Source organism: Paucibacter sp. Y2R2-4 (genome assembly GCF_025717535.1).
Lineage (GTDB): Bacteria > Pseudomonadota > Gammaproteobacteria > Burkholderiales > Burkholderiaceae_C > Paucibacter_A.
Genome location: NZ_JAJIRO010000001.1, coordinates 920,585 through 939,892 on the forward strand (window position 1 = coordinate 920,585; position 19,308 = coordinate 939,892).

Genomic DNA, 19,308 nt, shown 5'->3' on the forward strand with positions numbered 1-19,308 from the left:
CAGGGGTTGATCCATCCCACCCATACGCAGACCGCGCCAAAGACCTCACTCGGCCCCATGAGCCGCCACTGCCTACAATCGCACCAGCCCCACTCCGGGGCTGTTTCCATTTGTGCCCCATGCCGTCGTCCCTGAATTTGCCTCTGATCACTCCCGGTAAGAAATTCACCCAGCCGCGCCCCACGGGCTCGGCGGACGCCTTGCTGCTGGCTCGGTTTGCCAGCCAACAAATGGCCGCCGGTCGCATCACCGCCATCATCACCGCCGAGCCGGGCGACACCCAGCGCTTGGAAGATGAGCTGAAATTCTTCGCGCCGGAATTGCGCGTGGGCGTCTTTCCCGATTGGGAAACCCTGCCCTACGACACCTTCAGCCCGCACCAGGACCTGATCTCCGAGCGCTTGGCCACTTTGTGGCAATTGCTGCAAAGCCGCGGCAAGCCGGCCGACCAGCGCGAACTGGATGTGGTGCTGCTGCCCGCCTCCACCGCCCTGACCCGCTTGGCGCCCCCGAGCTTCTTGGCCGCGACCACCTTCAACTTCAAGCAAAAGCAGCGCCTTGATGAAGCGGGTCTGAAGTCACAGCTGACGCTGGCGGGCTACAACCATGTTTCGCAAGTCGTGTCGCCGGGCGAATACGCGGTGCGCGGCGGCCTGATCGACCTCTTCCCCATGGGCTCACTGGTGCCCTACCGAGTCGACTTGTTCGGCGACGAGGTCGACTCGATTCGCACCTTTGACCCCGACAGCCAGCGCAGCCTCTACCCAGTGCCCGAGGTGCGACTGCTGCCAGGCCGCGAGTTCCCGATGGACGAAGCGGCGCGCAAGGCCTTTCGTTCGCGCTGGCGCGAAAAGATGGAGGGCGACCCGACCCGCTCGCGCCTCTACAAAGACATCGATCAAGGCATTGCCACCGGCGGCATCGAGTACTACCTGCCGATCTTTTTCGAGCAGACGGCCAGCATCTTTGATTTTTTGGGCGAGCAATGCGCGCTGGCCCTGCACGGCGAGGTGGATGAGGCGCTGACGCGCTTTTGGACCGACACCCGCGAGCGCCACCGCTTCTTGCAGCATGACCCCGAGCGGCCCATCCTGGCCCCGGAAGAAATCTATCTGAAGGTCGAAGAGTTCTTCTCGCTGACCCACAGCCATGCGGTGCTGGCCGTGCGCGGCCAAGAGCCCAGCGACTTCGCCCGCCCACTGCCCGATGTCAGCGTCGAGCGCGGTGCGCAAGAGCCACTGGCGCGCCTGGCCGCCCATCTGCACGCCACGCCGCATCGCGTGCTGCTGCTGGCCGAAAGCGAAGGCCGGCGCGAGAGCTTGCTGGAACTGCTGCGCGACAACAAGATCGACCCGCCCTCGGTCGGCAGTCTGGCGGAGTTCGAAGCCAGCCCGGAGAAGTTCGCCATCGCGGCAGCGCCACTGGCCGCCGGTTTCTTCTGGCATGAGCCTGATGAAGGTCGGCTGATCCAGTTCTTCACCGAAACCGAGCTCTTCGCTACGACGCCCACCACCCGCAGGCGCCGCAAGCAAGAGCAAGTCAGCGATGTCAATGCGCTGATCAAGGATCTGTCCGAGCTCAAGGTTGGCGACCCGGTGGTACACAACAACCACGGCATTGGGCGCTACCAGGGCCTGATCAATATCGATATTGGCGACGGCCCCTCGGAGTTCCTGCACCTGATTTATGCCGATGAAGCCACGCTTTATGTGCCGGTCGCGCAGTTGCACCTGATCAGCCGCTACACCGGCGTTTCAGCGGAAGAAGCGCCGCTGCATCGACTCGGCTCCGGCCAATGGGAAAAGGCCAAGCGCAAAGCCGCCGAGCAGGTGCGCGACACCGCCGCCGAGCTGCTCAATCTCTACGCGCGCCGTGCCGCTCGCGAAGGCCATGCCTTCCGCTACTCGGGCCACGACTACGAGGCCTTTGCCGCCAGCTTTGGCTTTGAAGAAACGCCGGACCAACGCGCCGCCATCCATGCGGTGATCCAGGACATGATCAGCCCCAAACCGATGGACCGCCTGGTCTGCGGCGATGTGGGCTTTGGCAAAACCGAGGTCGCCCTGCGCGCGGCCTTTGTGGCCGTCATGGGCGGCAAGCAGGTCGCCATCTTGGCGCCGACGACGCTCTTGGCCGAGCAGCATTACCAGAACATTGCCGACCGTTTCGGCAAGTGGCCGGTGCGAGTGGCCGAGATGAGCCGCTTCCGTTCGGCCAAGGAAATCAAGGCCGCCATGGCCGGCCTGGCCGACGGCACCATCGACATCGTCATCGGCACCCACAAGCTGCTCAGCCCGGATGTGAAGTTCGCGCGCTTAGGGCTTTTGGTGATCGACGAGGAGCACCGCTTTGGCGTGCGTCACAAAGAGGCGATGAAGGCCATGCGCGCCGAGGTCGATGTGCTGACGCTGACCGCCACGCCCATCCCGCGCACCTTGGGCATGGCGCTGGAAGGCCTGCGCGATCTGAGCGTGATCGCCACCGCGCCGCAGCGCCGCTTGGCCATCAAGACCTTTGTGCGCAGCGAGACCAGCGGCACCATTCGCGAAGCGGTGCTGCGCGAGCTGAAACGCGGTGGGCAGGTTTACTTCCTGCACAACGAGGTTGAGACCATAGAGAACCGGCGCCAGAAGCTCGAAGAGCTGCTGCCCGAGGCTCGCATCATCATTGCCCACGGCCAGATGCCCGAGCGCGAGCTGGAGCGGGTGATGCGCGAGTTCGTCGGCGGCAAACACAATGTCTTGCTGTGCTCGACCATCATCGAGACCGGCATCGACGTGCCGAGCGCCAACACCATCATCATTGCCCGCGCCGACAAGTTCGGCCTGGCTCAGCTGCACCAGCTGCGCGGCCGCGTCGGCCGTTCGCACCATCAGGCCTATGCCTATTTGATGGTGCCCGATATTGAGGGCCTGACCAAGCAAGCCACCCAGCGCCTGGACGCGATTCAGGCCATGGAAGAGCTGGGCTCGGGCTTCTATTTGGCCATGCACGATCTGGAGATTCGCGGTGCCGGCCAGATGCTGGGCGAGAACCAGAGCGGCAATATGATGGAGATCGGCTTCCAGCTCTACAACGAGATGCTGGCCGAGGCGGTGCGTTCGCTGAAGGCCGGCAAAGAGCCCGATCTGCTCAGCCCGCTGGCCGCCACCACCGAGATCAATCTGCACGCGCCCGCCCTGCTGCCCGACGCCTATTGCGGCGATGTGCACCAGCGTCTCTCGCTCTACAAACGCTTGGCCACGGCCGAGAAGAGCGAGCAGATCGACAAGCTGCTGGAAGAAGTCACCGACCGCTTCGGCAAGCTGCCGGCGCAGGGCCAGACCCTCTTCGACACCCATCGCCTGCGCGTTCTGGCCAAGCCCTATGGCGTGGCCAAGATCGACGCTGCGCCGATGGTGATGAACATCAATTTCCGACCCAATCCGCCCATCGACGCGATGCGGGTCATTGAGCTGGTGCAAAAGAACAAGAGCATCAAGCTGGTGGGCAATGACAAATTGCGCATCGACAAAGCGCTGTCCGACCCCAAGGACCGCGCGCATGCCATCCGAGAAGTGCTCAGGCTTCTCGGCAGCCCCATCAAACAAGATTGATATGAGCGCACTCGTCACCCAGGGCTTCATGCCCCCTCTGCGTCTGGCGGACTTTCGCCTCGCCGCCTTCGATATGGACTCGACGCTGATCAGCATCGAGTGCATCGATGAAATCGCTGATGCCGCCGGCCGGAAGGCCGAGGTGGCCGCCATCACCGAAGCCGCCATGCGCGGCGAGATCACCGATTTCAAAGACAGCCTGCGTCGCCGCTTGGCCCTGCTCAAAGGCGTGCCGGTCACGGCCTTGGAAGCGGTCTTGAAAGAGCGCCTGCAGTTCAACCCCGGTGCGCGCGAACTGTGCGCGGCGCTGAGGGCCGCCGGCCTGAAGTTGGTTTTGGTCTCGGGCGGCTTCACGTTTTTCACGCGTTATGTCGCGGCCGAACTCGGCATGGACTGGGTGCGCAGCAATGAGCTGGAAATTGAAGGCGGCGCCTTGACCGGCGGCCTGGTGATGCAAGCCTGGGGCGATATCTGCGACGGTGAAGAAAAGCGCCGCATGCTGCTGCAATGCGCGGCCGAGATCGGTGCGCTGCCCGAGCAATGCATCGCGGTGGGTGATGGCGCCAACGACCTGCCCATGATGGGTGCGGCCGGCCTCTCCGTGGCTTATCACGCCAAGCCCAAGGTGCGTGAGCAGGCCATGGTGGCCATCAACGAAGGTGGGCTGCAGCGTTTGCTGGAAGTGCTGAACTGAACCTGCCGTGGCCGCTTAAGCAGGCCTCATTCGTGAAAGCGCAGATAGAGCTGCTGCCATTGCGGGCTCGCCCGCAAGCGCTCCAGGGCGCACTGCCAGCGCTGCAATTCGGCATCGGGCGTATCCAGCGAAAACGCGATGTAACCGGGGCTTAAACCAGCCTCCACTGGGGTGCGCCGAAAGTCCGAGGCTTCCAGCCCTGTGGCCTGCAGCAGCCCTCGGAAATTCTCTTCCGATGAGGCCATCAAAGCCGCCCGTTTGGCCTTGAGCATGCGCAAGCAGGCCTCATAAGACACCCCTCGCTCAAAACGGGTGAAGCCTTGCCGGCTCAATAGCTCTTCGTAGGCCGTGCCGTTGGCCACACAGACCGGCAAAGACTTGGCCTCCTCCAGCTTGCGCAAGGGGCGTTCCGTGCTGCTGGACTCAAAAAACCAGTCGCTATCAATCAGCAAGGGACCCACCCACTTGAACTGAGTCTCTCGAGCCGGCGTGCGCACCACATTGAAAAGCGCGCGACGCGGCCCGTCTTGCACCAACCTCATGCCCCGCGCAAAGGGGACGACCGAGATAGCGTCCGCATAGCCCAGATCGGCCAACAAGGTGCGAATCACTTCCACATGGAAGGCTCGCTTGCCGCCATGCGGCTTGCCTTGCAGGGTCTGGCCCTGCACCTCCACCTGATCAGCGACGTTATGGGTGTAGAACTGGTAGGTCTGAGCGATGCTCAGGCTCGGCAGCAGGCTGAGCAAGCCAAGCAATATGGCCCGAGCCAAGGCCCAAGCCCGGCAAGATCGAATCCACCCCATCGCCATCTCCGCCCAATCTTGCTCCGATGAACACTCAGCTTAGCCTAGGCTCACGATGCTCAAACGCACGCAGCAAGGCTGAAACCACAGCATTTCACGCACGGGCATGGTTTCGCTGGGCCATCAGGCCCAAGCAGGGCTTGCGGCTCAGAAAAGGTGCAAGGTATCAAGGTGTCAAGGTGCATGCAGCGGCTGATCGCAAAGCACCACACCATCGGCGTCGGCATACAGCCAGTCGCCGGGGCGGATGTGAACGCCTTGGATCTGCAGCGCCACCTCGGCCTGGCCTTGACCCTTGCGGTCGGTGGGCATGGGCACATGGCCCAGGGCCAAGATGCCTACCTGGGCCTGAGCCAGCTCGGCCAGATCGCGCACGCAGCCATGGATCAACAAGCCGGCCCAACCGTGGTGAGCCGCGGCCATCGCCAGCTGGCCACCCAAGAGCGCGCGCCGCAAGGAGCCGGCACCATCGACCACCAGCACCCGGCCCTCGCCGGGGGACTCCACCGCGGCCTTGACCAGGCTGTTGTCCTCAAAGCACTTGACGGTGCGCACCGGGCCGGCAAAGCGGCTCAGGCCGCCATAACTTCTCAGCCCTGCGGGCAGCCAACGCAAACGACCCGATTCATCACTCTTGTGGGCGTCGCAAAAATCACAAGTTGAAAATTCGAGCTCGCTCATGCGCTGCTTACTCCGGTGTCGCTGGGGTCAAAGGAGCCAAAGGATCAGCCAAAACGGTGATGCGCACGCCATGCAGCGCCACCACTTGGCCGGCGCGGATTTTGGCGGTCTTGCGCAACTCGTCTTGGCCATTGACTTGCACATTGCCCTCGCTGATGAGGACGCGGGCGCGGCCGCCGCTTTCCACCAAGCCGGTTGCTTTGAGCAATTTATCCAGCTCGATGTACTCGCCGCGCAATTCGAAATCTAAGGTTTGCATGGGCTCAATTGTCCCAGAGTCAGCCCGCAGCGCTGCGGCGGCTAGAGTGCGCGCCTCATTTCTTTTTGAAGCGCCCCACCAGGCTGGCGGCGGCAATCGCCAAGAGCAAGGCCAGGGCCGCGCCGTAGAAGATGCCGGCCGGCTGATGGCGGTCCATCAGGGCGCCAAAGATCGGCGCGGCCAGCGCGAACCCCAGATCCAGCCCGGAGTAGACGGTGCCATAGACCCGCCCGGTGGCGCCCGGAGGTGCGGCGCGCTTGATCAACATATCGCGAGATGGGCCTGCAAGCCCGGTTCCCAGGCCCGCCAAAGCCACCACCGCGGCGGCCGCGAGGGGCGTCACCCAGCCGCTGGCGGCCAGGGTTAGCAAGGCAGCGGCTGCGAGCAGGCCGATGGTGATATTGCGCTCCAGATGCGTGGAGCGCGCCACCCAAAAGCCGCCCACCACCATGCCGGCCGCACCGCTCAACATATAGCCGGTCACCACAAAAGCGCTCAGACTCAGCGGCAGGCCGTAGAGGCTGTTCAGCGCCGGGCTGGCAAAGCTCTGGATCGCAGTCAGGGCCGCCGTGCTGAAGAAAAAGAAGGAGAAGCACAGCCACACCGAGGGCAGGCGCAAGAAGGCCAAGGGGTGCTCTTGCTGCAGGGCGGCAGCGCCCGGCTTCTCATGCGTCCAAGCGCCCTGGCTGTCATCAATCGCGTCGCGGCGCCAATACAGCACCGCCATCACCGACAAGGCCACCAAGGCCGTGCCCACATAGGCATAACGCCAGTGGCCGAAGAGGCCAGAGAGCCCGATCAAGAACACCGGTGCCAAGGCCCAGCCCAGATTGCCGGTGATGCCATGCACCGAGAAGGCATGGCCCAGCCGCGCCGAGGACACTCGCTTATTGAGGATAGTGAAGTCCACCGGATGAAACGGCGAATTGCCCAGACCCGCCAAGGCCGCCGCCAGCATCAAGCCCGCAAAGCCGGTGGCCAAGCCCGCCGCCAAGGATGCCAAGACAAAGCAAGACAGCGCGGCAAACAAGACCGGCCGCGCGCCGCGCTTGTCGACCAGGAAACCGGCCAAGGCCTGGCCCAGGCCGGAGATGACAAAGAAGGTGGTGACCAAGAGCCCGAGCTGGGAATAACTCAGGCCGAAATCGCGAATGAAGGCCGGGAACAGCGGCGGCAAGAGCATGTGGAAGAAGTGCGAAGTGCCATGCGCCAGGCCGATCAGGCTGATGGTGCGGACATCGTTCTTGCGCTGCTGGCGGGCTTGCTCGGTCGCCGATGCCGCGGGACCCGCGGCTTGTGAGTGGAGTGTGGCTGTGTTCATGCCCTCAATGTAGGCCGGGCCTACGCGGCCGAGTTACGATAGTTCGCCAAACAATGTCGAATTTCAGCCATGCCCAAGCCAAAGCAAAGCCTGAGCCCACCACCAAGCACGCGGGGCCGCACCAGCCTGCCGCCACTGGACCCGCAGCGCTATGCGCCCAGCGCCGCTCGCCCGGTGCAGGCCAAGGCGCGGCTGATGGAAAACTGGATGGAGATCCACGCCCACCATCACGATTGGGGCCAGCTGGTCTTCTCCATCAGCGGCGTGGTGCGGGTGAACACGCCGGACGCTACCTTCTTGCTGCCGCCCTCGCGGGCGCTATGGATTCCGCCCTTGCGTGAACATGCGGTCACGGCGGTGGAGCGGGCCGATTTACGAACACTTTATCTGCATCAGGCGCCAGGGGCCGACGCGCAAGCGGGCAGCAACATTCGCCCGGACTGGCTGGAGCCGCGCGTCTTGGAGGTCACGCCCTTGCTGCGCGAGTTGGTCTTGCAAATGGCCCGACTGAACCAGCCCGCTGGCACCACAGCCGCCGAGGCCACCACGCCCGAGCCCCGCGAGCACTGGATTGCCAGCCTGATCCTGGACGAACTGCAGCGCGCCAAGCGGCTGCGCTTGGGCGTGGACCTGCCGCAAGACAAGCGCCTGCGGCGCCTGTGCGAGGCAATTCTTCAGGCGCCGCAGCGCCACGCCGCTTTGGCTGATTGGGCGGCCGAGGTCGGCGCCAGCGAGCGCACCATCTCGCGCCTGTTTCGCGAGCAGCTGGGCAGCAGCTATGCACAGTGGCGCTCCCAAGTGCTGCTCGCCAAGGCCTTGACGCTGGCCGCGCGCCAGCTGCCCATGGGCCTGATCGCCGCCGAGTTGGGCTATGCCAGCGCCAGCGCCTTCACCGCCATGGTGACTCGCACCGTCGGCATGCCGCCCAGCCGTTTCTTCGCCGAAGCTTGAGGCGAGCGCTGCGCACAAACCGGGCCAAAGCAAGGCCTTGCCCTCCCCCTCTAAAATCCGCCCATGGAACAAGTTCTTTTCGACTACACCCGCCAAAGTGACGAGGGCCAAAGCTGCACCGCCCAAGCCTGGGCCAAGACCCCAGCCCCCTTAACGACGGCGCAGCGCCAGGCGCTCAAAGCGCGCGCGGCCGAGCTGCTGAAGGCCCACAAAGCAGTGCTGGTGGCGCATTTCTATGTGGATGGGGACCTGCAGGACTTGGCCCTGGAGACCGGCGGCTGCGTGTCCGACTCGCTGGAGATGGCGCGCTTTGGGCGCGATCACGCGGCCTCCACCCTGGTGGTGGCGGGTGTGCGTTTCATGGGCGAAAGCGCCAAGATCCTGAGTCCCGAGAAGCGCGTCTTGATGCCCGATCTGGACGCCACCTGCTCGCTGGACCTGGGTTGCCCGGCCGATCAGTTCGCCGCTTTTTGCGACGCCCACCCGGACCGCACCGTGGTGGTCTACGCCAACACCAGCGCTGCGGTGAAAGCACGCGCTGACTGGATGGTGACCAGTTCTTGCGCGCTGGAGATCGTCTCGGAGCTGAAAGCCCGCGGCGAAAAAATCCTCTGGGCGCCGGACCGCCATCTGGGCCGCTACATCCAGGATCAAACCGGCGCCGACATGCTGATGTGGCAAGGCGACTGCATCGTCCACAACGAGTTCAAGGGCCTGGAGCTGGACCTGCTGCGCAAGGAACACCCGAAGGCGATGATTCTGGTGCACCCCGAATCGCCGCAAAGCGTGGTGGCGCAAGCCGATGTGGTGGGCTCCACCTCGGCGCTGATCAAGGCCGTGGTCGAGGGTTCGGCGCAGGAGTACATCGTCGCCACCGACAATGGCATCTTGCATCGCATGCGCCAGTTGGCGCCCGGCAAGACCTTGATCGAAGCCCCCACCGCCGGCAACAGCGCCACCTGCAAGAGCTGCGCCCACTGCCCCTGGATGGCCATGAACGGCTTGCAAAACCTGGTCGACTGCCTGGAGCAAGGCCTGGGGGAAGTTCAGGTGGAAGAAGGCACGCGCGTCAAGGCGCTGGGTTGCATCCAGCGCATGTTGGACTTCACGGCGGCGCTGAAAAAGAAAGCAGCCTTGGTGCCCGGCATCGGCGCTGCCTGAGTGACCCACAAATAGCCCGGCAGAGTCGGGCTATTCCGCTGCCCTGAAGCCCTTGAAAGCGTTTATCGTTTGGGGATATCACCGAAAGGCTGCACGCCATGAATCAAGACTTCAGTTCAATCTACAACCACCACGAACGTGAGGTGCTGGGCGCCGTCATGGCCAAGGCCTCCGAGTACCCCGCCATCGAAGCCGATGGCGACCTGCTCTGCGACGTGGCCTGCGTCGCCCTGAACCGCCTGCCGCCGCGCTACATCCGCCACGCGGTGGACTTTTTGTTCTACCTGACCGAGCACGAGCGCCACGAGATCGACTCCGCCATCGACGAAGCGGTCACCTACGCCTTCAATTTCGTGGAAGCTCGCCTGGCCTTGCGCGCGCAGGGCTGAGGCCTGCGGCGATTGAGGCTTGCGTAGCGCCCGCTGGCGCTACGACTTCATCGGGTCAAAGCTTGCGCAAGCCCCGCTCGGCCATCAGGACGGTGGGGAAGCTGACCGGCAGCGTCAGCGGATAGTCGCGGCTGTAGTGCAGGCCACGGCTCTCATGCCGCAGCAAGGCTGAGCGCACGATCAACTCGGCGCAGTCGACCAGATTGCGCAACTCCAGCAAATCACGGCTGACGCGGAAATTGGCGTAGTAGTCGTCGATTTCACCGCGCAGCAAAGCGATGCGATGCAGGGCGCGCTCCAGGCGCTTGGTGGTGCGGACGATGCCCACATAGTTCCACATCAAGAGCCGCAGCTCATCCCAGTTATGCGCAATGACCACTTGCTCATCGGCATCTTCCACCTGGCTCTCGTCCCAGCCCGGCAAGGGCGCCGGCCCAGCCTCGGGCAGGCTCAAGATGTGATCGGCACAGGTTTGGCCCAGCACCACGCATTCCAGCAATGAGTTGCTGGCTAAACGGTTGGCGCCGTGTAGGCCGGTGTAGGCCGTCTCCCCCACCGCATAGACACCCGGCAGATCGCTGCGGCCCGACAGGTCGGTGACCACGCCGCCGCAAGTGAAATGCACCGCCGGCACGACCGGAATCATCTGCTTGGCGATATCAATGCCCAGGCTCAGGCAGCGAGCGTAGATGGTCGGGAAATGCTCTTTCAAAAAGGCTTCACCCAGATGCGTGGCATCCAGCCAGACATGGTCCAAGCCATGCTTCTTCATCTCGAAGTCGATCGCACGGGCGACGATGTCGCGCGGCGCCAGTTCCAGCCGCTCATCGTGTGCGGCCATGAAGCGTGTGCCATCGGGCAGCTTCAAATGCCCGCCCTCGCCGCGCAAGGCCTCGGTGATCAAGAAGCTGCGTTCCTGCGGGTGATAAAGGCAGGTCGGATGAAACTGGATGAACTCCATATTCGCCACCCGGCAGCCCGCGCGCCAAGCCATGGCGATGCCGTCGCCGGTGGAGGTGTCGGGATTGGTGGTGTAGCGGTAAACCTTGCCGGCGCCGCCGGTCGCCATCACCACCGCGCGCGCAGGCAAGGCTTCGACGCGTTGGCTGTCGATATCGAGCGCGTAGATGCCGTAGCAACGCGGCTCTTCCTCGCGCTGCACATGGCGTGAGGTGATCAGGTCCAAAGCCATCCAGCGCTGGCGCAGCGTGATGTTCGGATGCGCATGGCAGGCCGCCAGCAATTGCTCATGAATCGCCTTGCCGGTGGCATCGGCCGCATGGGCAATGCGGCGCACCGCGTGGCCGCCCTCGCGGGTCAGGTGCAGACCCAGCGGGCCGTCGTCGTCGGGCGTGAAGGGCACGCCTTGCTTGACCAGCCATTCCACGGCCGCGGCGCTGCGCTCGGCAATAAAGCGGGCCGTGGCCTCATCGACCAAGCCGGCACCGGCGTCGCGGGTGTCGCGCACATGGGACTCGATGCTGTCATCACTACCCAGCACACCGACGATGCCGCCCTGCGCCCATGCGGTCGCGCCCTCGCTCAATTCGCGCTTGGCCAACACCACCACCGGCACGCTGTCGGCCAGATGCAGGGCCACCGTTAAACCGGCCAAGCCAGCTCCGACGATCACAACAGGCGCGGCAGGCGGCGCAGCGTGGCCAGCGTGAGCATCAGCAACAGCGGCGGAAACAGCAGCATTCATTCGGTGCTTGTCTGCGCCCCTGGGGCGCAGCCTTGTCTTGAGGTGAAGCGGCGATTCTAAGGACTGCAGCGGCCGCCGCCGGGAGCCCTGGCTATTTGTATGACACTGACTTTGCGAGCCAATTTGCAGAGGGCCCGCGTTTTCATCAAGACGAGCTCCTGCGCGCTTGCTGCATCATCTCCCTCAAGCTCTTGAACACAGACTCTCGCGCACCGATGCCCTCGAACGCCCCCCGCTCCTTGCCCAGCCCCCCTCCCCAGGTCGTCAACGTAGACGGCTCGCCGGCCAGCGGCCGCTATGCCGGTTGCATGGAGCGCATCGACTGGCAGGGCCTGACGGCAGCCCAGCAACGATCGTCGCTCTGGCGGCGCCTGCACCACAAGCGCTGGCAATATGTGGGCATCAGCCATGAGGCCTTCTTCATCGGCCTGGCCATCGTGGATGTCGGCTGGACCTGCACCGCGTTTGCCTACTTCTTCGATCGACGCAGCCGCCAATTGCTGGTCGATTGGAGTCAGGACGGCCTGCCCAGCCTGCAATGCCAGATGTCGGACGCGCCGGTCTTGGGTGCGAAGGCCCACTTCAAAGGCTTGGGCGCCAAGCTCGATCTCCAGCATGTCGACCTGAACCGCATGGCGCTGAACGTGCAGATCCCTGGCCTGCAATTGCAAGCCGAGATCGACATGGCCCAGGCCGCACCCCTGCTGCTGGCCATTGGCCCCATCGAGCAAGGCGGCGGTCTGGCCCACGCCACCCAGAAGAGTTCGGCCTTGGCGCTGAGCGGGCGGCTGCACGTCAAAGGGCAGAGTTATGCCTTGGACGACGCCACCGCCTGCTTGGACGCCTCCAACGGCTTGCTCTCACGCCATACCGATTGGCGCTGGGCCAGCGCGCACCGCGCCGATGTGGGTTTCAATCTGCAAAGCGGCTACTTTGGCGCGAACGAGAACGCGCTCTGGCTGGACGGGCAGTTGATCCCGCTGGGCGCCGCTCACTTTGAGTTTGACGCCCAGCAGCCGCTGAGCCCTTGGCGGGTTTGGACCGCCGATGGCCTGCTGGATCTGCAATTCACCCCTGAAGGCGCACGTCAGCAAGACCGCAATTTGCTGATTGCCGCCAGCCACTATGTGCAGCCGATTGGCTGCTTCAGCGGCTGGGTCAAGTCGAGCGTCAATGCAGCCACCAAGCGGGTCGAGCAATTGCTCGGAGTCACCGAGGATCACCGCTCGACTTGGTGAGCCTGAGCTCACGCTTGGCTTGATCAAGACGCGCCAAGCTGCTTCAGGTCAAGATGCAAGGCGCGCAGATCGGTGCCAACCGTCGTCTTCAAGGAAGAAATAGGTATCACGCCGCCCCCGCCGGATAGCAGGCGAGCGGCGGCAGGCCGTGATCTAAGGGGAGACTTCAGCCCTGCGCAACAAGCTCAGCGAACTCAATGAACTGGGCCGAGCTCCAGACCTTGCTGTCGTCTCGTTGCCGGCCGTGGAAGTAGATAGGGCGCCAGCCAAATTCGGCGTTATGCGGCGCTACTTCCAGCTCACCGGCGAGCACCGTCGGCAAGGCCTGATCCGTCAGGCGCTCGACCGCCAGGAACAGCTCGGTGCCGCCCAAATCGAGGCGCAGACTGCCCTGCGCCAGCAAGTCGGAACCGCTCAGCTGCCAATCAAAATCGGGTCTATGCACAAAGCCATGCCGTTCCCGCGGGTCACCGACTTTGGCATAGGCATCGATGCTGCCGCTGATGCGCAGGCGCAAGGCCGCCAGGTCGCTGACTTCCAGCTCGATGCTGTCGGCATCACCATAGGTATCGCTGCGGAAGCAGATGTCGGTAGCGCCGCTGCGCCAGGCCGACTCCTCATCGTGTTCAAAGCCATGTGCGCCAAAAGACAGGATGCTGGCATTCAGCACCTGCAAGCGACCGCGCCATTCGGCCCAGCGGTAGCGGTCGCGGATGCGGGCACCGCCCCAGCGCAGGCGAATGCGGCGCGCGGAATAGCCCAACTCGCGATGCAGATCACGCTCCCAGATCAGGCCGCTGTGGTCGTAGGCGGCCAGATACTCCCAGCCGGCTTGGCCCAAGAAACGGTAGTCCAAGCGCGCCGGGCCGCTGTGCCGGAAAGCGTCGCCTTGCACATGGTCACCACATCGCACCAGGGCGGCCGAATGCTCGCCGGTGCTGGCCCAGGTGTGCCGGGCACGCAGCGCGCGAGCCACTGCCTTGCGGTCCAGGCTGTCGGCCAGCACGCCGGTCACACCGCCGTGCACGCCAAACACCTGCACGCCGGGCGCGCCGCCGCCGGGGCGGCCACGGTGCTCGTCGCTATTGGCAGCGGCGCCCAGCTGATAGCCGCGGCTGATTACATCCTGATAGAGCCAGGGGAAATGACCCCAGGTGGACGCGATTTCGACCAGGCGTTCGAGCTCGGGATGGTGCCAGTCCGGGATGTAGCGGCGCCCGCCCACATGCGGCATCACCAGATGGGTGTCGGCCTGATCCACATAGGCATCCCACAACTCCTCCACCGGCCAACGCCCGGTGTGCACATTCTTGCCCTGCATGGAATCGTTCCACTGCAGGCTGCGGTTATGTTGGCCGGCAGCGTTGTAGGGGAAGCCCGGCGCTTGTTCGCCCAAGAAGACCACATTGTGGTCGCCGCCTGCGGTGGAGCTGCCGCACCACTCCTGCACCGGCAAGGCCAGGAAATGGCCGGGGCGGTCAAACTCACGCACCGCCGCCAGGCCCTCGGCCCAATGCTGGTCGGTGATCTGGAAATCATTGGCGGTGTAGCCGAACACATCAATGCCGCCAATATCGCGCGCATAGGCGGCGTTATAAGCGGGGCTGTTGGTGCCCACGGTGTCATGCGCGTGCACATGCAAATCGGCATAAAATGGCCGCGCGCTCGGAAAGTCCTCCACCACCTCCACCTCGAACTCGGCGGCCGGCAGGCGCGCCGGCGCCGCCGTCTGGCTGCCCTCGCCCGCAGCACTTTGCGGCCCCAGCTCCGCCCTCAGCCGCCAGCGGCCGGCCGGCAGACGCAAATCATCCAGGCCGGTGCTGGCCCAGCCCTGCGCGGCAAAAGCCAGCGTGTGCGTGTCTTGCTTCTGACCCTCGCGCCACAGGCTCAGGCTCAAGGGCTGGTCAAGCCCCTGCACGATATTGCCCCAGCGGTCCAGCGCCGAAACGCGCACCCGCAGCGGCTCACCGGGCCTGGCAAAGCGGGGTGCGTTGAGGAAGAGCTTGGCGGCCGGTCCATGGGCAATCTTCAGGCCGATATCGCCGGGCACGGCATAGAAACGCGAGGTGCCGAGCGGATCGGCATAGACCCGGAACCGAAAGCCATCCTCAACAAAAGTCTGCACCCGCGTGCCGGGGCCGCCGGCACGACGGTCGCCCAGGCGGATGATGATGTGGTCACCGGCGTTCAAGTAGCCATCGACGATGTCGACGATCACCGCCTTTTGATAGGGCCGCTCATGACCCTTCTGGTCAAAGCGCACTTGCAAAGCCTGCACGGTGGCCGGTGACTGCCCCGGCAGCAGCGGCCCGGCCTGGTATTCGGCACTGATGTAGTTGGCGGCGCCGGGCTCGCTGGTCTGGAACAAGGCCCAGTCCGAATAGAACTTGAAGCACAGCTTGATCCAGGCGCCGTCGGCCAAACCCGAGGCACCCACCTCGTAGTCGATCACCAGCTCCTGCCAACTGCCGGCCTGCACCACTTGATGGCTGCTGCTAACTCTCCCTTCAAACGGCAAGGCCTTGTTCTGCACATAAAGGCCTTGCGGAGCGAAATGCGGCCCCAGGCGCTCACGCAATGACTCGTAGGCCTGCTGTGCCGGGCTCGGCGCCAAACCCTGGTTCGGTCTGTTGCGCTTGCTGTCGTCTTGCTTGCTCATAGTTCGACCTTGATGCAGGCGGTCTTGACCAGATCCTGGAAGCGTCTGGCATCGGCGCGCAGCTGCTCACGAAAATGCTGCACATCGCTGACCACCACCTGCACGCCCTGGGCCGCCAGATCTTCCCGGGCAGCCGGGTGGCTCAGCAGGCGCTGCACATCGGCGCGCAGTTGGTCCAGCACCGGCTTGGGCGTGTTCACCGGCGCAAACAGGCCAAACCAAGTGCCGGCCTTGAAGCCTTTGAAGCTATCCGCCACGGGCGGCACCTGCGGCAGCAAGGCATGCGGCTGGCGCCCACCGGTGGCCAGCGCCACCAGCTTGCCGGTCTTGATGTGTTGCAAGGCCGGCCCGACCGCGATGAACATCACGTCCACCTGACCCGAGATCACATCGGCCAGGCCCAGCGGTCCGCCGCGATAAGGGATATGAGTCAAAAAGATACCGGCGCGCTGCTTCAGCGTTTCCATCGCAAACTGCTGCGGGCTGCCATTGCCGGCGGAGGCGTAGTTCAGCTTGCCCGGTTGGCGCTTGGCCGCCGCAATCAAGTCCTGAAGCGTGCGAAAGCCGGTCTTAGGGTGAGCCACCAGCACAAAGTCGGTCTCGGCCAGCAAGGCCACCGGGGCCAGATCACGCTCCGGGTCATAAGGCAGGCTGGCTTGCAGGCTGGGTAGGATGGTGATGGGGCCGTCCGCCCCCAGCAGCAAGGTGTGGCCATCGGCCGGCGCCTTGGTCACCGCATCGACCGCCAGCACGCCCGCAGCCCCGGCACGGTTGTCCACCAGCACCGGCTGCTTCCATTGTTCACCGAGATGCTGGCCCACATAGCGGGCCACCACGTCGGCAGCACTGCCGGGCGTGTTGCCCACCAGCAGGCGCACCGGCTTGCTGGGGAAGTCGCTCCCGGGTGCTGAAGAAGAGGATGAAGCTGGCTGGGCTTGGGCCCCCAAGGACACAAAGGCAATTAGCAGAACCGCCAGGCCATGACGGCCGGCGCGGAACAGGAAACTTGAAGGGAGGGACATCTGGAAGGGCTCATCGGAGGAGAACCCGGCCATGCTCCCCCACCAAGCCCGCACAACCAAGCGCTAAAAAAGCGCTTGCTTATGCGAAAGCCAAGCAAGCCCCATCCACCACATGGGGCTCGCCGGGCTGCTCGCCTCAGTGCACCACCCGCCCGAAGCTGAACTCGCCGTCCAGCACATCGACAGGAATCACATCCTTAGGCCCAAAACGGCCCTGCAGGATCAGCTTAGACAGCGGGTTCTCAATGCGCTGTTGGATGGCGCGCTTGAGTGGACGCGCGCCATAGACCGGGTCGAAGCCGACCTTGGCCAACTCGGCCAGCGCGGCTTCGCTGACGTCCAGCTTCATCTCCATCTTCTCCAGCCGAGTCTCCAGAATCTGCAGCTGGATCTTGGCGATCGAGGCGATGTGCTGGGCCGACAAGGCATGGAAGACCACGGTCTCGTCGATGCGGTTCAGGAACTCGGGGCGGAAATGCGCCTTGACCTCGCCCCAGACCGCATCCTTGATGACCTCAGACGACTCGCCCACCAGGCCCATGATCTGCTGAGATCCGAGGTTACTGGTCATGACGATCACGGTGTTCTTGAAGTCCACGGTGCGGCCCTGGCCATCGGTCAAGCGGCCATCATCCAAGACCTGCAGCAGCACATTGAAGACATCCGGGTGCGCCTTCTCGACCTCATCGAGCAGCAGCACGCTATAGGGCTTGCGGCGCACCGCCTCGGTCAGGTAGCCTCCCTCGTCATAGCCCACATAGCCCGGGGGCGCGCCGATCAGGCGTGACACCGAGTGCTTCTCCATGAACTCACTCATGTCCATGCGGATCAGGTGCTCTTCGCTGTCAAACAAGAAGCCAGCCAGGGCCTTGCACAACTCGGTCTTGCCCACGCCGGTTGGGCCCAGGAAGAGGAAGCTGCCCAAGGGGCGATTCGGGTCCGACAAACCGGCGCGTGAGCGGCGGATGGCATCCGCCACCGCGGTGATGGCCTCGTCTTGGCCGACCACGCGCTGGTGCAGTTTGTCTTCCATCTGCAGGAGCTTGTCGCGCTCGCCCTGCATCAGCTTGGAAACCGGGATGCCAGTGGCTCGCGCCACCACTTCGGCGATTTCTTCGGCGCCGACCATGGTACGCAAAAGGCTGGGCTTGTAGCCGGCCTGGCCAGCCTTGCCCGCCTTGCCGGCTTCTTTGGCCTGCGCTTCTTTCAGAGACTTCTCCAGGCCCGGCAGCTGGCCGTATTGCAACTCGGCCACCTTGTTGAAGTCGCCCTTGCGAGTGAGGTCCTCGATCTGCTGCTTGAGCCGATCAATCTCTTCCTTGACCTGGGCGCTGCCCTGAGCTTGCGCCTTCTCGGCGGTCCAGATTTCTTCCAGGTCGTTGTACTCGCGTTGCAGCTTCAGCAACTCTTCTTCGATCAAATCAAAGCGTTTGATCGAGCCTTCGTCCTTCTCGCGTCGCACTGCTTCGCGCTCGATCTTCAGCTGGATCATGCGGCGGTCGAGCTTGTCCATCACCTCGGGCTTGGAGTCGATCTCGATCTTGATCTTGGCCGCGGCTTCGTCGATCAAATCGATGGCCTTGTCGGGCAGGAAGCGGTCGGTGATGTAGCGATGGCTCAGCTCGGCCGCGGCGATGATGGCCGGGTCGGTGATCTCCACGCCATGGTGGACCTCGTACTTCTCTTGCAGACCGCGCAGGATGGCGATGGTTGCTTCCACCGTCGGTTCATCGACCAGCACCTTCTGGAAGCGGCGCTCCAGCGCGGCGTCTTTTTCCACATACTTGCGGTATTCGTCCAGCGTGGTCGCGCCGATGCAATGCAACTCGCCGCGGGCCAAGGCAGGTTTCAGCATATTGCCGGCGTCGATGGCGCCCTCGGCCTTGCCGGCGCCGACCATGGTGTGGATCTCGTCGATGAAAAGAATCGTCTGGCCTTCGTCCTGCGCCACTTCCTTCAGCACCGACTTCAGACGTTCCTCGAAATCTCCACGGTATTTGGCGCCGGCCAGCAGCAAGGCCATGTCCAGCACCAGCACGCGCTTGTTCTTCAGCGAATCGGGCACCTCGCCATTGACGATGCGCTGGGCCAGGCCTTCGACGATGGCGGTCTTGCCCACGCCGGGCTCGCCGATCAACACCGGGTTGTTCTTGGAGCGGCGCTGCAGCACCTGGATGGCGCGGCGGATCTCGTCATCGCGGCCGATCACCGGGTCGAGCTTGCCGTCGCGGGCGCGCTCGGTCAGGTCGAGCGTGTATTTCTTGAGGGCTTCACGGTTGCCCTCGGATTCTTGACTGTCCACTTTTTGTCCTCCACGCACCGCCTCAATGGCAGTCTCCAAGGCCTTGCGGCTCAAGCCATGGCCGCGCACGATGCCGGCCAGATCGGTTTTGGCATCGCACAAAGCCAGCAAAAACATCTCGCTGGCAATGAAATGGTCGCCCCGCTTGGAGGCTTCTTTCTCGGCCGCTTGCAGCAGCGAGACCAGATCGCGGCCGGCACCGACCTGCTGGCCCTCGCCCTGCACTTGGGGCAAGCCGGCCACGATGCTGTCCAAGGCCGTCTTGAGCGCAGGCGTCTTGACCCCGGCGCGCTCCATCAAGGCCTTGGGGCCATCTTCCTGAGCCAACATAGCCAGCAGCAGATGGGCGGGCTCGATATAGGGGTTGTCGCGGGTGATGGCCATGCTCTGCGCTTCGGCCAAGGCTTCTTGGAAACGGGTGGTGAATTTATCGGGTCGCATGGCGTGAATCCTCCGTAGACAAAACTGAAATGAGGCCCGGGCCAAGGGTTTTCAAGAGCTGGGCTGCGAGCGCTGAGCGCTCG

At 64.0% G+C, this 19,308-nt stretch carries 14 protein-coding genes; 6 read left to right on the forward strand and 8 right to left on the reverse strand.

What is annotated here, in order from left to right:
- Positions 1-119: 119 nt before the first annotated feature.
- Both mfd and serB read left to right on the forward strand, forming a co-directional pair.
- Complete coding sequence (mfd, locus tag LNV06_RS04030; RefSeq protein WP_411970048.1) at positions 120-3,596, forward strand: transcription-repair coupling factor; 3,477 nt, start codon at positions 120-122, stop codon at positions 3,594-3,596.
- Position 3,597: 1 nt separating this feature from the next.
- Positions 3,598-4,290, forward strand: coding sequence for a phosphoserine phosphatase SerB (gene serB / locus LNV06_RS04035; RefSeq protein ID WP_263536938.1), 693 nt, complete (start codon positions 3,598-3,600; stop codon positions 4,288-4,290).
- 26 nt (positions 4,291-4,316) lie between these two features.
- Here the strand turns inward: serB and LNV06_RS04040 are convergent, their stop codons facing one another.
- The 4 genes from LNV06_RS04040 to LNV06_RS04055 form a co-directional block, all read right to left on the reverse strand.
- On the reverse strand, positions 4,317-5,096 hold the full coding sequence (locus tag LNV06_RS04040) for a substrate-binding periplasmic protein (RefSeq protein ID WP_263536939.1): 780 nt from the start codon (positions 5,094-5,096) through the stop codon (positions 4,317-4,319).
- Positions 5,097-5,270: 174 nt separating this feature from the next.
- Positions 5,271-5,777 carry a ribonuclease E activity regulator RraA gene (gene rraA / locus LNV06_RS04045; RefSeq protein WP_263536940.1) on the reverse strand — a complete coding sequence of 169 codons (507 nt, stop codon included), beginning with the start codon at positions 5,775-5,777 and terminating at the stop codon, positions 5,271-5,273.
- 7 nt (positions 5,778-5,784) lie between these two features.
- Entirely contained in the window at positions 5,785-6,036 is a 252-nt protein-coding gene (locus LNV06_RS04050) for an RNA-binding S4 domain-containing protein (RefSeq protein WP_263536941.1), read from the reverse strand.
- 55 nt (positions 6,037-6,091) lie between these two features.
- Positions 6,092-7,357: an MFS transporter gene (locus LNV06_RS04055; RefSeq protein WP_263536942.1), complete on the reverse strand. Its 1,266-nt coding sequence runs from the start codon at positions 7,355-7,357 to the stop codon at positions 6,092-6,094.
- A gap of 69 nt (positions 7,358-7,426) precedes the next feature.
- On the opposite strand from LNV06_RS04055, the gene LNV06_RS04060 reads away from it, so the two are divergent.
- From LNV06_RS04060 to LNV06_RS04070, 3 genes are all read left to right on the forward strand, one after another.
- Positions 7,427-8,308: an AraC family transcriptional regulator gene (locus LNV06_RS04060; protein WP_263536943.1), complete on the forward strand. Its 882-nt coding sequence runs from the start codon at positions 7,427-7,429 to the stop codon at positions 8,306-8,308.
- A gap of 63 nt (positions 8,309-8,371) precedes the next feature.
- Entirely contained in the window at positions 8,372-9,469 is a 1,098-nt protein-coding gene (nadA, locus tag LNV06_RS04065; RefSeq protein ID WP_263536944.1) for a quinolinate synthase NadA, read from the forward strand.
- Positions 9,470-9,567: 98 nt separating this feature from the next.
- The gene (locus LNV06_RS04070) at positions 9,568-9,858 is read left to right on the forward strand and encodes a late competence development ComFB family protein (RefSeq protein ID WP_263536945.1); all 291 of its coding nucleotides are present in this window, start codon (positions 9,568-9,570) and stop codon (positions 9,856-9,858) included.
- Positions 9,859-9,913: 55 nt separating this feature from the next.
- Here LNV06_RS04070 and nadB read toward each other — a convergent pair whose 3' ends face one another.
- Positions 9,914-11,563: an L-aspartate oxidase gene (gene nadB / locus LNV06_RS04075; protein ID WP_263536946.1), complete on the reverse strand. Its 1,650-nt coding sequence runs from the start codon at positions 11,561-11,563 to the stop codon at positions 9,914-9,916.
- A gap of 239 nt (positions 11,564-11,802) precedes the next feature.
- Between nadB and LNV06_RS04080 the strand changes: the two genes are divergently transcribed.
- A complete protein-coding gene (locus LNV06_RS04080; protein ID WP_263536947.1) occupies positions 11,803-12,801 on the forward strand; it encodes a DUF2804 domain-containing protein in 999 nt (332 codons plus the stop codon).
- 166 nt (positions 12,802-12,967) lie between these two features.
- On the opposite strand, the gene LNV06_RS04085 is transcribed toward LNV06_RS04080, so the two are convergent.
- The 3 genes from LNV06_RS04085 to clpB form a co-directional block, all read right to left on the reverse strand.
- Positions 12,968-15,460, reverse strand: coding sequence for a hypothetical protein (locus tag LNV06_RS04085; protein WP_263536948.1), 2,493 nt, complete (start codon positions 15,458-15,460; stop codon positions 12,968-12,970).
- Positions 15,457-16,482 carry a tripartite tricarboxylate transporter substrate binding protein gene (locus LNV06_RS04090; RefSeq protein WP_263536949.1) on the reverse strand — a complete coding sequence of 342 codons (1,026 nt, stop codon included), beginning with the start codon at positions 16,480-16,482 and terminating at the stop codon, positions 15,457-15,459. Before LNV06_RS04090 ends, LNV06_RS04085 begins: the two co-directional genes overlap by 4 nt.
- Before the next feature lie 136 nt (positions 16,483-16,618).
- Positions 16,619-19,225: an ATP-dependent chaperone ClpB gene (gene clpB, locus LNV06_RS04095; protein ID WP_263536950.1), complete on the reverse strand. Its 2,607-nt coding sequence runs from the start codon at positions 19,223-19,225 to the stop codon at positions 16,619-16,621.
- Between the last annotated feature and the right edge of the window lie 83 nt (positions 19,226-19,308).

Bases quoted from the DNA above. Each gene is read 5' to 3' on its own strand.
- mfd (WP_411970048.1), top strand. From the start codon at position 120: ATGCCGTCGTCCCTGAATTTGCCTCTGATCACTCCCGGTAAGAAATTC.
- serB (WP_263536938.1), top strand. From the start codon at position 3,598: ATGAGCGCACTCGTCACCCAGGGCTTCATGCCCCCTCTGCGTCTGGCG.
- LNV06_RS04040 (WP_263536939.1), bottom strand. From the start codon at position 5,096: ATGGGGTGGATTCGATCTTGCCGGGCTTGGGCCTTGGCTCGGGCCATA.
- rraA (WP_263536940.1), bottom strand. From the start codon at position 5,777: ATGAGCGAGCTCGAATTTTCAACTTGTGATTTTTGCGACGCCCACAAG.
- LNV06_RS04050 (WP_263536941.1), bottom strand. From the start codon at position 6,036: ATGCAAACCTTAGATTTCGAATTGCGCGGCGAGTACATCGAGCTGGAT.
- LNV06_RS04055 (WP_263536942.1), bottom strand. From the start codon at position 7,357: ATGAACACAGCCACACTCCACTCACAAGCCGCGGGTCCCGCGGCATCG.
- LNV06_RS04060 (WP_263536943.1), top strand. From the start codon at position 7,427: ATGCCCAAGCCAAAGCAAAGCCTGAGCCCACCACCAAGCACGCGGGGC.
- nadA (WP_263536944.1), top strand. From the start codon at position 8,372: ATGGAACAAGTTCTTTTCGACTACACCCGCCAAAGTGACGAGGGCCAA.
- LNV06_RS04070 (WP_263536945.1), top strand. From the start codon at position 9,568: ATGAATCAAGACTTCAGTTCAATCTACAACCACCACGAACGTGAGGTG.
- nadB (WP_263536946.1), bottom strand. From the start codon at position 11,563: ATGAATGCTGCTGTTTCCGCCGCTGTTGCTGATGCTCACGCTGGCCAC.
- LNV06_RS04085 (WP_263536948.1), bottom strand. From the start codon at position 15,460: ATGAGCAAGCAAGACGACAGCAAGCGCAACAGACCGAACCAGGGTTTG.
- LNV06_RS04090 (WP_263536949.1), bottom strand. From the start codon at position 16,482: ATGTCCCTCCCTTCAAGTTTCCTGTTCCGCGCCGGCCGTCATGGCCTG.
- clpB (WP_263536950.1), bottom strand. From the start codon at position 19,225: ATGCGACCCGATAAATTCACCACCCGTTTCCAAGAAGCCTTGGCCGAA.